Raw genomic sequence first — 12857 nt, forward strand, 5'->3', positions numbered from 1 at the left:
TGCGGGTGAGCCAGCCCTACGCCGACGACGTCGCCGTGCCGCAGGAGGCGGGCCGCGGGGAGATCCCGCGCCGTCTGCCCCGCTACCGCGAGACACCGCGCCAGCGCGGCCGGACCCTCCTCATGGTGCTCGTCGGCATCGGCGTCGTGATCGGGCTCGTCGCGGTCGGCATCTTCGCCGCCAGCGCGGGCGACGCCGAGGGCGCGCGGCTGGCCGTCCTGTACGCCTTCATCCCGCTGCCCGTGCTGTGGCTCGTGTACTGGTGGCTGGACCGCTACGAGCCGGAGCCCCGTCGCTACAAGGTGGCGGCCTTCGTGTGGGGTGGTGTCGGGGCCGTCGCGATCGCGCTCGTCGTCCAGCTCGTCGTGGCCGAGGTGGCCGACCTCACCGACCAGCAGCTGGCCTCGTTCGTCGCGCCCCTGTCCGAGGAGCCGGCCAAGGGCCTCTTCCTGCTGTTCACCTTCCTGCGCTGGCGCCGCATCATCGACGGCTTCCTCGACGGGCTCGTCGTCGCCGGGCTCGTCGGCCTCGGCTTCGCCTTCGTGGAGAACATCGGCTACTACGCCGCCAGCTACCTCGGATCGCCCGAGATCCCCGTCGCCGGCGCCGAAGGTGCTGCGGGCACGTTCTTCGTGCGCGGCGTCGTGAGCCCGTTCGCGCACCCGTTGTTCACCTCCGCCTTCGGCATCGCCCTCGGCCTGGCGGTCCTGGTCCGCTCGAAGGTCCTCAAGGTGGTGATCGGGGTGCTCGGCATGGCCGTCAGCGTCGCCCTGCACGGCCTCTGGAACGCCTCGCTGTCCTACGGCGGCGGCGCCGGGTTCGTCCTGGTGTACCTGGCCCTCGGCCTCGTGCTGCTGGTCGTCGGCGTGATCGCCGTCGTCACGCGAGTCCGGCAGGTGCGCACGCTCGAGCGCTCGCTGTCCTACGTGGCCGAGCGTGGCTGGATCCACCCGGCGGAGATCCCCTACCTCTCGCGGTTCTCGTACCGCAAGAAGGCCCGGAAGCACGCCCGTTCCAACCACGGCCGGGTGGCCGCCAAGGTCGTGCGGCGCTACCAGCGCCTGGCCACCGAGATGGCCTTCCTGCACGACGCGATCATGAGCGGCCACGCCAAGCCGCACGGTGTCGAACGGACGTACGCGCTGCTCGACGCCATGTACGCGTTGCGGCCCGCGCTCAGGCTCCCACCGCCGCTGCCGGTGGCCCACCGCGCCGTCCCGCACGCGTGAGGGCGTGGGAGCGGCGCGCGAGTGGTGTCCGGTCCACTAACCTGGTCCCCAGCCCTGGGGCGGGAGAGAACCCAGGTCGTCGACGTCAGGACGGGAGGACCGCCGGTGCCCAGCGAACATGCTTCGGCTGAGCTGCTGGGAGCGCTGAGCAGGTTGCTCACCGACGTGACCGCCGCCCCCCTCGGACTCGAGGTGCCCGGCGTCTCCGACGTGCGCTCGACCCGCGCCGAGATCGTCGACCAGCTGTCCGACTACGTGATCCCGCGGCTCGTGCAGCTGGAGGCTCCGCTGCTCGCGGTCGTGGGCGGCTCCACCGGTGCCGGCAAGTCGACGCTCGTCAACTCGCTCGTCGGCGAGCCCGTCACCGAGTCCGGCGTGCTGCGTCCGACCACCCGCTCGCCGGTGCTGGTGCACCACCCCGCCGACGCCGAGTGGTTCCAGCCCGACCGCATCCTGCCCGAGCTGCCGCGCACGCAGGCCGTGACGAACGACGTCCACGCGCTGCGCCTCGCCGAGTCCACCGGGGTGCCGCGGGGCCTGGCGATCCTCGACGCGCCCGACATCGACTCCATCGACCAGGGCAACCGCGAGCTGGCGTCCCAGCTGCTCGCCGCCGCCGACCTCTGGCTGTTCGTCACCTCCGCGGCGCGCTACGCCGACCAGGTGCCGTGGGACTACCTGGGCAAGGCCGCCGAGCGGAGCACCTCCGTGGCCGTCGTGCTCGACCGCACCCACGACGATGCCGTGGTCGAGGTCCGGGGCCACCTGGCCCGGATGATGACCTCACGCGGGCTCTCCGACTCCCCGCTGTTCACGGTGCCCGAGTCCGCCGTGGGCGAGGACGGGCTGCTGCCCCGCGCGGCGGTCGCACCGATCATCGGGTGGCTGCGTGACCTCGCGGCCGACCCCGAGGGACGCGCTGCGGTGGTCTTCGGCACCCTCGACGGCGCCGTCCGCCACAACGTCATGCGGTCGCACGGCGTGGCCGACGCGCTCGACGAGCAGCGCGCCACCGCCCAGCGCCTGCACGACGACGCCACCGGCGTGTACCGCGAGGCCGCCGACCTGCTGGCCCGCAAGGCGGGCGACGGCACCGTGATGCGGGGCGAGGTGCTGTCGCGCTGGCAGGACTACGTGGGCAACGGCGAGCTGCTCCGGTCGGTCGAGGAGCGGGTCAGCCGCATCCGGGACCGGTTGGTCGACCAGGTCACCGGCAAGCGCACCCGCTCGGCCGAGGTCAGCGAGGCCGTCGAGAGCGGTCTGCAGACGATCGTCGTCGAGCAGCTGGAGTCCGCGGCCGAGGCCGTGTACCGCTCCTGGTCGTCCCTGGAGTCCGGTCGTGCCCTCATCGCCACCGAGCGCGGCCTCGACCGCGCGTCCCGCGACGTGCGGGTCAAGGCCGAGCGCCTGGTGCGGGACTGGCAGGCCGAGGTGCTCGACATGGTGCGCGCCGAGGGTGCCGACAAGCGCATGACCGCCAAGTTCCTGGCGTTCGGCGTCAACGGCATCGGCGTGGCGCTCATGGTGGTCGTCTTCGTCGGCGGCTCGGCCGGCCTCACCGGCGCCGAGGTCGGCGTGGCCGGTGGCACGGCGGTCGTGGCGCAGAAGCTGCTGGAGGCGATCTTCGGGGACCAGGCCGTCCGTGACCTCGCCGAGCGGGCCCACACGTCGCTCGTCGCATCGATGCAGGCGCTGGTGCAGAGCGAGCAGAAGCGCTACCTCGACCTCCTGACCGACCCCACCACGATCGAGGCGGCGCAGACCAGGCTCCGCGAGGCCGCGCGTCGGGCAGACTACGCACGACACATCGACTTCCTGGACGGAGAGACCGCCTCATGACCGAGCGCCCCGGCCCCGTCGCGCGTGCCGCGGAGAAGGTCTTCGGCGGCGAGCGATCCGACGTCGCCACCCGGCTCGACGGCCTGAGCGAGGCGGTCGAGGCCGCGCGCGACCGGCTCGCCGACGACGTCCTCGACCCTGCCGCGGCGCTGGCCGAGCGCGCGTCCGACCGGCTGCGGCTGTCCGGCGAGCACACCATCGTCGCGCTCGCCGGTGCCACCGGGTCGGGCAAGTCGTCGCTGTTCAACTGCCTCACCGACCTCGAGCTCGCCGGCGTCGGCGTGCGTCGGCCCACCACGTCGTGGGCGCTCGCCTGCTCCTGGGGCCCCGACGGAGCGCAGGAGCTGCTCGAGTGGATGGGGATCCCGGCGCGGCACCAGGTGTCGCGGATGAGCATGCTCGACCGCTCCTCGGCCGACACGAAGCTCGACGGCCTCGTCCTGCTCGACCTGCCCGACCACGACTCCACCGAGGTGTCGCACCACCTCGAGATGGACCGCCTGGTGCAGTACGCCGACCTGCTGGTCTGGGTGCTCGACCCGCAGAAGTACGCCGACGCCGCCATCCACGACCGCTACATCCGACCGATGGCCGGCTACAGCGACGTGACCCTGGTGGTGCTCAACCAGATCGACCGCATCCACTACTCCGACCGCGAACGCGCCCTCGGCGACGTGCGCGCGATCCTCGAGCGCGAGGGGCTGCCCGACGTCCCGGTCATCGGCGTCTCGGCGCACCGGGGCGACGGCGTCGACGACCTCAAGCGTGAGCTGGCGCGGCGCATCCGCGCGAAGGCGTCGGCCAAGGACCGGCTGGCCCAGGACGTGGCCGAGGCCGCCCAGCGGGTCGTCGCGACCGGCGGCCGCGCCGACATCCCCGGCCTCACCGACATCGACCGGCAGGCCCTCGACCTCGCCCTGCTCGACAGCGTGGGCGCCCCGCAGCTGGTCGAGGCCGTCGAGGCCTCGACGCTGCGCACGGCCCGACGCCACACGGGCTGGCCACCCCTGCGCTGGGTGGGACGGCTCCGCAAGGACCCGCTCCGCGAGCTCGGCATCGACCCGACGGGGTCGGTCGCGTCGCTCACGCGGGCGGTACGGCCGTCGATCGGTCACGTCCAACGGGCCCAGGCCGAGTCCGCGGTCCGCGAGATCGCCGAGAAGGCCGCGGTCGGCCTCGAGCGCCCCTGGCGCGACGCGGTGCGGAACGCATCGGTCCGCACCGGCGACGACGTGGTCCGCGAGCTCGACGACACGATCGACCGCATCGACCTCGGGCTGTCCCGCACCCCCGTGTGGTGGAGGCTCGTCGACGTCCTCCAGTGGCTCGCGTTCGCCGCGTTCGTCGCCGGCGTGGGCTGGGGCGCCGTCGAGCTCGCGAGCCGGGTCGCCGGGTGGGAGGTCCCCGAGGCGCCCGTCGTGGTGGGCTTCTCCCTGCCGCTGCTGCTCCTCGTGGGTGGTCTGGCCGTGGGCGTCGTCCTGGCGGTGCTGGCCCGCGTGACCGTCCGCGCGAGTGCTCGACGACGCGCCCAGCGGGCCGAGGCGGTGCTCCGTCGCGCCGTCGACGAGGTGGCGCAGGAGAAGGTCCTCGCGCCGCTCCAGGCGGAGCTGGACCGGTACGAGCGGTATCGCAGCGGGATCGTCCGCGCCCTGGGCTGAGACCCGCGACGGTCGCGCGGCAGGAACGTCTCGCTAGGCTGGGACGCCTATGGCTGACTACGTGCTCTCCCTCCGCAACGTCCGCAAGGCCCACGGCGACAAGGTCGTCCTCGACGACGTCACCCTCTCCTTCCTCCACGGCGCCAAGATCGGCGTCGTCGGCCCGAACGGCATGGGCAAGTCGTCGCTGCTCAAGCTGATGGCCGGGCTCGACCAGCCCAACAACGGCGACCTCGTGCGCGACCCCGACGCCACCGTCGGCATGCTGCAGCAGGAGCCGCCGCTCACCGACGGCAAGACCGTGCTCGAGAACGTCGAGGAGGCCGTCTCCGAGGTCAAGGGCAAGATGAAGCGCCTCGAGGAGGCGTACGCCGAGATGGGCGAGCCCGACGCCGACTACGACGCCCTCATGGCCGAGACCGGTGACCTGCAGACCTTCCTCGACAGCGTCAACGCCTGGGACCTCGACTCCCGGCTCGACCAGGCCATGGACGCGCTGCGCTGCCCGCCGCCGGACGAGCTGGTCGACCACCTGTCCGGTGGTGAGCGCCGCCGGGTGGCGCTGTGCAAGCTGCTGCTCCAGCAGCCCGACCTGCTGCTGCTCGACGAGCCCACCAACCACCTGGACGCCGAGTCCGTGCAGTGGCTCGAGGGTCACCTGAAGACCTACCCGGGCGCCGTCCTGGCCGTGACCCACGACCGCTACTTCCTCGACAACGTGGCCGAGTGGATCGCGGAGGTCGACCGCGGTCGCATCCACGGCTACGAGGGCAACTACTCCACCTACCTCGAGACCAAGAAGGACCGGCTCAAGGTCGAGGGGGCCAAGGACGCCAAGCGCGCCAAGATGCTCGAGAAGGAGCTGGAGTGGGTCCGCTCCAACGCGAAGGGACGCCAGGCCAAGAGCAAGGCCCGTCTGGCCCGCTACGAGGAGCTGGCCGCCGCCGCCGAGCGCGACCGCAAGATCGACACCAGCGAGATCAACATCCCCGCCGGCCCCCGACTGGGTGACGTGGTGCTGGACGCCAAGAACCTGACCAAGGGCTTCGAGGGCCGGACGCTCTGGGACGACATCAGCTTCTCGCTGCCGCGCGCCGGCATCGTCGGCGTCGTCGGGCCCAACGGCGTCGGCAAGACCACCTTGTTCCGCATGATCACCGGCCACGAGCAGCCCGACTCCGGCTCGCTCGACGTCGGCCAGACGGTCAAGATCTCCTACGCCGACCAGACCCGCGGCAGCATCGCGGCCGACAAGAACGTGTGGGAGGTCGTCTCCGAGGGACTCGACTTCATCAAGGTCGCGAACTTCGAGATGAACAGCCGCGCCTACGTGGCCTCGTTCGGCTTCAAGGGTGCCGACCAGCAGAAGAAGGCCGGGGTGCTCTCCGGTGGTGAGCGCAACCGGCTGAACCTCGCGCTCACCCTCAAGCAGGGCGGCAACCTCCTGCTGCTCGACGAGCCGACCAACGACCTGGACGTCGAGACGCTGTCGTCGCTGGAGGACGCGCTGCTCGACTTCCCCGGCTGCGCCGTGGTCACGTCGCACGACCGGTGGTTCCTCGACCGCATCGCCACCCACATCCTGGCCTGGGAGGGCACGGAGGACGAGCCCGGACGCTGGTTCTGGTTCGAGGGCAACTTCGCCTCCTACGAGGAGAACAAGATCGAGCGCCTCGGCGAGGAGGCGGCACGCCCGCACCGCGTCACGCACCGTCGCCTCACGCGCGACTGACCGCACCCTCACGCAGCGGCCCCGTCACCTCGCGGTGACGGGGCCGCTCGTGCGTCGAGCCACGGTGCTGCGGCGCGCACAGGACTTCGACGCCTGACCGGGTCGCGTCAGTCGTGGCCGCAGACGGCGCAGTGCGGCGAGCCGACCCGCCGAGGGCTGGAGCAGGCGCCGCACTCGCCGACGACCTCGCGGCCGCACCCCTCGCAGTGCGGGCCGTCGCCCCTGACCGGGAACCCGCAGAACGGGCACTCGCCCTTGCGGACCCGGCTGCGGGGCACGCGGCGGGCGAGGTACCGCTGCAGGGCGACGAACGCGACGACGGTCGCGCCGGCACCGAGCACCGACAGCACCAGCGGTCCGAGCTCGAGGACGTCGATGTAGTCGGTGATGTAGTCGCCGGCGAACCAGACGGCGGTGAGGGTGGAGGCAGCGACCGCCGAGAGCCCGAGCGTGAGGTAGCGGGACTCGCGGGCGCGCTGCACGGTGATGAGGCGCAGGGACCCGCCGACGAGCGCTCCGACGAACAGCAGGCGCAGCAGGGCGACGATCCAGTAGCGGCCGTCCTTGCCGCGGGCGCGGTCGTCGTAGGTCTCGCGTGCGTCGTCGGCGGCCTGCTGGGCGGCGTCGGCTCGACTGCGTGCCGTCGTTGCCTCGGCACGAGCCTCCGCGTACTCGGTCTGCGCCTCCTCGAACGTCTCGGACAGCGACTCGGTGGGCTGGTCCTGCTCGATCGCGAGGCTGAGGTTCTCCCGCGCGAGCTCGAGGTCGGTCAGGGCCGTGTCCCGCTCCTCCTCGGCCCGCCAGGCCCGGTCCTCGGCGGTCTCGGCGGCGTCGATCGAGCGCTGCTCGGCGGCGGTGTACTCCCAGGCGCGGGACCCGCCGACCCAGTCGTCGATCTTGACGTAGAACCAGCCGGAGCCGATCAGCAGGAAGACGACCAGGACGACGGCGAGCACCCGCTCGCTCCTGGTCGAGGCGATGTCCTCGGTGTCGACGCGTGTGCTCATGGTGTCTCCTCGGTCGATCGGGCGCGTGCTGGTCGGGTGCGGGCGCGGAAGGTGACCTCGAGCGTGCAGTCGAGGGCCTCGGCGACCGCAGCGAGCGTGTCGAGCTTCGGTGGCCGGGTGGCCGACTCGAACCGGGCGATGGCCGACTGGGTGGTGCCGCAGAGGTCGGCGAGCTCACGCTGCGACAGCCCGAGCTCCGTCCGCCGCGCGACGACCTGTGCCACGACGCCCGCGTAGAGCGCCTCGTCCCGGATGTCCTTCACGACACCGAGACTATTGCACGCGTGCTATGGGTGTCCATAGCACGCGTGCAATGTCTCGACTAGAAGCGACGACCCTCCAGGCCGTCACGGACGGCCTCGAACACGCGGCCCACGGCCTCGAGGTCCTCGCGGCTGCAGCGCGAGACCAGGTACTCGTGGACGCCGCGCACGTGGGTGTGGGCAGCCTGGCCGAGGACCTCGTAGCCGTGGTCGGTGAGCACGGCGCTCACGCCGCGCCCGTCGGTGCAGCTGGCCGTGCGTCGCACGATGCCGTCCCGCTCGAGCCGGGCGATGGTGTGGGTGATGCGGCTGCGCGAGTGCGACACGGCCGCGGCGAGCTCGGCCATGCGGATCGAGCGGTCGTCGGCCTCGGAGAGGCGCACGAGGATCTCGTACTCGGCCATGGAGAGGTCGTGGGCGGCGCGGAGGTCGCGGTCGAGCTGGTCGATCAGGACGGTCGTGCCACCCATGTAGGAGCGCCACCACTGCTGCTGGTCCGCGTCGAGCCACGGGGTGTCGGTGGGCGCTGTGGTCATGGGCACATCCTAGTGCGGGAGGGATCCCGGTCGAGAGGGTTGATTGAGTCTTCAACTATATGCTACCGTCTCGAACGTTGAAGGTTCAACCACGAACCTCACTCCCCATCTTCAGGAGACACCATGAGCACCATCACCACCGGTACGTGGAACCTCGACCCCACGCACACCGAGATCGGCTTCGCCGTCCGCCACATCATGAGCAAGGTGCGCGGCAAGTTCGAGACCTTCGAGGGCACCCTCGTGACCGCCGACCCGGTCACGGACTCCACCGTCACCGTCGAGGTCGACCTCTCCTCGATCAACACGGGCACCGCGGACCGCGACGCGCACCTGCGCTCGAGTGACTTCTTCGACACCGAGGCGCACCCGAAGATGACGTTCACGACGAACGGCGTCGTGCAGAAGTCCGACGACACCTTCGTCGTGCAGGGCGACCTGACGATCAAGGGCGTCACCAAGCCGCTCGAGCTGAACGTCGACTTCCTCGGCGAGGGCGGCGACCCGTGGGGCGGCACCCGCGTCGGCGTCGAGGCCACCGGCGAGATCAGCCGCAAGGAGTTCGGCATCGACTTCAACATCCCGCTCGAGGGTGACAAGGTCATGATCGGCGACAAGATCACGCTGACGATCAACGCGGAGGCCGTGCTCCAGGCCTGAGCCTCGCACCTGCCCGCGCCCGACGGCGCTCACCCCTCGGGGTGGGCGCCGTCAGTCGTCGTGGGACAGGACCATGCGGAGGGCGAGCCGCGCGTGCAGCTCGGCGACGTCGGCGGGCGTCTGCGGCCCGGTGGGGGAGAACCAGCGCACCAGGTCGATGCTGAGGCTCAGGATGGCGCGTGCCGTGCCCACCAGGTCGTCCACGGCGAAGTCGCCCGAGGCCACGCCGGCCTCGAGCACCTGCTGCAGGCTGCGCTCGATCGCGCGGCGCAGCGCGGCGACCTCGGCGCGGTGCTCGGGGGTCAGTGCGTCGAACTCGTACTGGACGATCCGGCCGACCCGGCTGTGCGAGGCGTGCCAGGCGCTGAAGTCGTGCACGAGCCGTCGCAGGCGCTCCGGTGGCGTGGCGGCGGGATCGTCGCCGGACTCCACCACGTGGAGCGCCGAGCGGTGCCCGTCGATGCTGACCGTGAAGAGCAGGCTCTCCTTGGTGTCGTGGTGCACGTACACCGCTGCCGGGCTCATGCCGGCGCGTGCTGCGATGTCGCGGGTCGTGGTCGCCGTGAAGCCCTTCTCGGCGAAGGCCTCGACGGCGGCCTCGAGCAGACGCTCGCGTGCCGTGGCTGTCATCACAGGTCCCTTTCGTCGGTTGACAGCATGGCCCATGCCGGGCACGCTAAGCAAGCGCTTACCTACCCGCGCGTAGTGAACCAGGCCCGCACCCGAGCACGAGGGACCCGATGGACCGCACCGTCTACACCGCTGACCACGACGACTTCCGCGACACCTGCGCGACGTTCCTGGCGAAGAAGGTCGCGCCGAACATCGAGCAGTACATCGAGGACAAGGCCATCCCGCGCGACTTCTGGCTCGCCGCGGGTGAGATGGGTCTCCTGGGCCTGGAGATCCCCGACGAGTTCGGCGGCTCCGGCGCGGAGGACTTCCGCTTCAACGCCGTCTGGGCCGAGGAGCTGAGCAAGGTCAGTGCCGCCCTGGCGTCGTGCGTGGGCATCCACTCCGACATCACCGCCCCCTACATCGTGGAGCTGGGCACCCAGGAGCAGAAGGAGCGCTGGCTCCCCAAGATCGCCACGGGCGAGTGCCTCCTGGCCATCGGCATGACCGAGCCGGGCGGCGGCTCCGACCTCGCCGCGCTCAAGACCACCGCCGTGCGAGACGGCGACGAGTGGGTCATCAACGGCTCCAAGACCTTCATCACGAACGGCTACAGCGCCGACCTGGTGGTCACCGCCGTGCGAACCTCGCCCGAGAAGGGCGCCAAGGGCATCACCCTGTTCGCCATCGAGGCCGGCGACGAGGGCTTCAGTCGCGGCCGCAAGCTCGACAAGGTCGGCCAGACCGAGTCCGACACCGCCGAGCTGTTCTTCGAGAACGTCCGCGTGGGCGACGACCGCATCATCGGCGAGATCGACCGCGGCTTCATCCACATGATGCAGAAGCTTCCGCAGGAGCGACTCAGCTGCGCCATCTCCAACGTCGCGCACGCCAAGCAGATCCTGCTCGAGACCATCCAGTACGCGAAGGACCGCAAGGCCTTCGGCCAGTCCATCGGCGCGTTCCAGTGGAACAAGTTCCTCATCGCCGAGCTGGTCACGAAGGTCGAGGTGGCCGAGGCCTACCTCGACCAGGCCGTCGCCGCGCACGCCGAGGGTCGGTTCACGGCCGTCGACGCCGCCAAGGCCAAGTGGTACACGTCGGACCTGCAGAACTCCGTCCTCGACCACTGCGTCCAGATCCACGGCGGGTACGGGTTCATGAACGAGTACCGCGTCGCCCGTGCCTGGCGCGACGCTCGCGTGACCCGCATCTGGGCCGGCTCGAACGAGATCATGAAGGAGCTCATCGGCCGCGACCTCGGGTTCTGAGCCGACCGTCCCTGAGCCCGTAGAGGGCCGCACCACCCCGCCGCACGACTCCCACCACCGGAAGGCAGCACCATGACCGAAGCCGTCATCGTCTCGACCGCCCGCTCGCCCATCGGGCGCGCCGTCAAGGGCTCGCTCAAGGACATGCGTCCGGACGACCTCACCGTGCAGATGGTGCAGGCCGCGCTGGAGAAGGTCCCCGGGCTCGACCCGAAGGACATCACCGACCTGCACCTGGGCGTGGGCCAGCCGGCCGGCGAGGCGGGGCACAACCTCGCGCGCGCCGTGGCCGTGCTCTCGGGCATGGACCACCTGCCCGGCGTGACCGTGAACCGCTACTGCTCGTCGTCGCTGCAGACCACCCGCATGGCGTTCCACGCCATCAAGGCCGGCGAGGGTGACGCCTACATCTCCGCCGGCGTGGAGACGGTGAGCCGCTTCCAGAACGGCTTCTCCGACCTGCCGGGCTCGGAGAACCCGCGGTTCGCCGACGCGATCGCCCGCACGGCCAAGCGTGCCGAAGGTGGTGCCGACACCTGGACCGACCCGCGGGAGAGCGGCGAGCTGCCCGACCTCTACATCGCGATGGGCCAGACGGCCGAGAACGTCGCCCAGCACCTGGGCATGAGCCGCGAGGAGCAGGACGAGTTCGGCGTGCGCAGCCAGAACCTCGCCGAGGCCGCGATCGAGTCCGGCTTCTGGGCCAAGGACATCACCCCGGTCACGCTGCCCGACGGCACCGTCGTCTCCAAGGACGACGGACCCCGCGCGGGCGTGACGATGGAGGCGGTCAGCCAGCTCAAGCCGGTCTTCCGTCCTGACGGGACCGTGACCGCAGGCAACGCGTGCCCGCTCAACGACGGTGCCGCCGCCGTGGTGATCATGAGCGACGAGAAGGCCAAGGCCCTCGGCCTCACGCCGCTCGCACGCATCGTCTCGACCGCGGTCACAGGCCTCTCGCCGGAGATCATGGGCCTCGGTCCGGTGGAGGCCATCCCGGCCGCCCTGCGCAACGCTGGCATGGGCATCGACGACATCGACCTGTACGAGATCAACGAGGCCTTCGCGGTGCAGTCGTGGGGCTCGGCCAAGGTCCTCGGCATCCCGATGGACAAGCTGAACGTCAACGGCGGCGCGATCGCCGTGGGCCACCCGTTCGGCATGACCGGCGCACGCATCACGAGCACCCTGATCAACTCGCTGCAGTGGCACGACAAGCAGTTCGGCGTCGAGTCGATGTGCGTCGGCGGCGGCATGGGCATGGCCATGGTCATCGAGCGGCTCTCCTGATGGGGCGCTTCGACGGCAAGGTCGCGATCGTCACCGGCGCCAGCCGGGGCATCGGTCTCGGCATCGCGCAGCGGCTCGTCGACGACGGCGCCCAGGTGCTCATCACGGCGCGCAAGCCCGACGCGCTCGCCGAGGCTGCCGCGACGCTCGGAGACGGCCGCGCTGTCTTCGTGGCGGGCTCCGGTGACGACGCCGGCCACCAGGAGGAGGCGGTGCGGACCGCGATCGAGACCTTCGGGCGCCTCGACTTCCTGGTCAACAACACCGGCATCAACCCCGTGTACGGCCGGATGATCGACATCGACCTCGAGGCCGCGGCGAAGATCTTCGCCGTCAACGTCCTCTCCGCCGTCGCGTGGGCGCAGCAGGCGTACGGCCAGTGGATGGGTGAGCACGGCGGCGCGATCGTCAACGTCGCGTCCGTGGCCGGCCTCAAGCCGGCGCCCATGATCGGCATGTACGGCGCCTCCAAGGCCGCGCTCATCCACGTGACCGAGGAGCTGGCGGTCGAGCTGGGCCCCGACATCCGCGTCAACGCGGTCGCCCCGGCCGTGGTCAAGACGAAGTTCGCCAAGGCGCTCTACGAGGGTCGCGAGGACGAGGTCTCCGCGCCGTACCCGCTCAAGCGCCTCGGGCAGCCCGAGGACATCGCCGGCGTCGTGGGCTTCCTGCTCTCCGAGGACGCCGCCTGGCTCACCGGCCAGACCATCACCGCCGACGGTGGACTGCTCCTGGGTGGCGGGGTCTGACCTCGGCT

The 12857-nt window shown here is 71.1% G+C and carries 12 protein-coding genes; 8 read left to right on the forward strand and 4 right to left on the reverse strand.

Translation table 11 applies throughout. The features are described 5' to 3' along the window. The first annotated feature begins 5 nt into the window (after positions 1-5). From ASF37_RS10800 to ettA, 4 genes are all read left to right on the forward strand, one after another. A complete protein-coding gene (locus ASF37_RS10800; protein ID WP_055964883.1) occupies positions 6-1229 on the forward strand; it encodes a PrsW family intramembrane metalloprotease in 1224 nt (407 codons plus the stop codon). Positions 1230-1394: 165 nt separating this feature from the next. Next, the gene (locus ASF37_RS10805; RefSeq protein ID WP_235492899.1) at positions 1395-3068 is read left to right on the forward strand and encodes a dynamin family protein; all 1674 of its coding nucleotides are present in this window, start codon (positions 1395-1397) and stop codon (positions 3066-3068) included. Further along, positions 3065-4726 carry a GTPase gene (locus ASF37_RS10810; protein ID WP_056580331.1) on the forward strand — a complete coding sequence of 554 codons (1662 nt, stop codon included), beginning with the start codon at positions 3065-3067 and terminating at the stop codon, positions 4724-4726. Before ASF37_RS10805 ends, ASF37_RS10810 begins: the two co-directional genes overlap by 4 nt. A gap of 49 nt (positions 4727-4775) precedes the next feature. Then, the gene (ettA, locus tag ASF37_RS10815) at positions 4776-6458 is read left to right on the forward strand and encodes an energy-dependent translational throttle protein EttA (protein ID WP_055964887.1); all 1683 of its coding nucleotides are present in this window, start codon (positions 4776-4778) and stop codon (positions 6456-6458) included. A 107-nt stretch (positions 6459-6565) separates the two neighbouring features. Here the strand turns inward: ettA and ASF37_RS10820 are convergent, their stop codons facing one another. Genes ASF37_RS10820 through ASF37_RS10830 form a run of 3 tightly spaced genes read right to left on the reverse strand, consistent with a single transcriptional unit; the run spans position 6566 to position 8264 of the window. Next, entirely contained in the window at positions 6566-7465 is a 900-nt protein-coding gene (locus tag ASF37_RS10820; RefSeq protein ID WP_055964889.1) for a zinc ribbon domain-containing protein, read from the reverse strand. After that, on the reverse strand, positions 7462-7728 hold the full coding sequence (locus ASF37_RS10825) for a helix-turn-helix domain-containing protein (protein WP_055964893.1): 267 nt from the start codon (positions 7726-7728) through the stop codon (positions 7462-7464). Before ASF37_RS10825 ends, ASF37_RS10820 begins: the two co-directional genes overlap by 4 nt. A gap of 59 nt (positions 7729-7787) precedes the next feature. Continuing rightward, positions 7788-8264, reverse strand: coding sequence for a MarR family winged helix-turn-helix transcriptional regulator (locus ASF37_RS10830; protein ID WP_055964897.1), 477 nt, complete (start codon positions 8262-8264; stop codon positions 7788-7790). 123 nt (positions 8265-8387) lie between these two features. On the opposite strand from ASF37_RS10830, the gene ASF37_RS10835 reads away from it, so the two are divergent. Further along, entirely contained in the window at positions 8388-8924 is a 537-nt protein-coding gene (locus ASF37_RS10835; protein ID WP_056575724.1) for a YceI family protein, read from the forward strand. Between the two features lie 51 nt (positions 8925-8975). Here the strand turns inward: ASF37_RS10835 and ASF37_RS10840 are convergent, their stop codons facing one another. After that, entirely contained in the window at positions 8976-9554 is a 579-nt protein-coding gene (locus ASF37_RS10840; RefSeq protein ID WP_156364705.1) for a TetR/AcrR family transcriptional regulator, read from the reverse strand. A gap of 110 nt (positions 9555-9664) precedes the next feature. Here ASF37_RS10840 and ASF37_RS10845 point away from each other — a divergent pair, with 110 nt between their 5' ends. The 3 genes from ASF37_RS10845 to ASF37_RS10855 all read left to right on the forward strand — a co-directional run bounded on the left by ASF37_RS10845 (position 9665) and on the right by ASF37_RS10855 (position 12849). Continuing rightward, positions 9665-10810, forward strand: coding sequence for an acyl-CoA dehydrogenase family protein (locus ASF37_RS10845; protein WP_055964903.1), 1146 nt, complete (start codon positions 9665-9667; stop codon positions 10808-10810). Between the two features lie 72 nt (positions 10811-10882). Further along, positions 10883-12100 carry an acetyl-CoA C-acetyltransferase gene (locus tag ASF37_RS10850; protein ID WP_055964906.1) on the forward strand — a complete coding sequence of 406 codons (1218 nt, stop codon included), beginning with the start codon at positions 10883-10885 and terminating at the stop codon, positions 12098-12100. Beyond that, positions 12100-12849: an SDR family oxidoreductase gene (locus ASF37_RS10855; RefSeq protein ID WP_056580333.1), complete on the forward strand. Its 750-nt coding sequence runs from the start codon at positions 12100-12102 to the stop codon at positions 12847-12849. The genes ASF37_RS10850 and ASF37_RS10855 overlap by 1 nt, the downstream gene beginning before the upstream one ends. Positions 12850-12857: the final 8 nt, after the last annotated feature.

This window comes from Aeromicrobium sp. Leaf289, from assembly GCF_001423335.1.
Taxonomy (GTDB): Bacteria; Actinomycetota; Actinomycetes; order Propionibacteriales; family Nocardioidaceae; genus Aeromicrobium.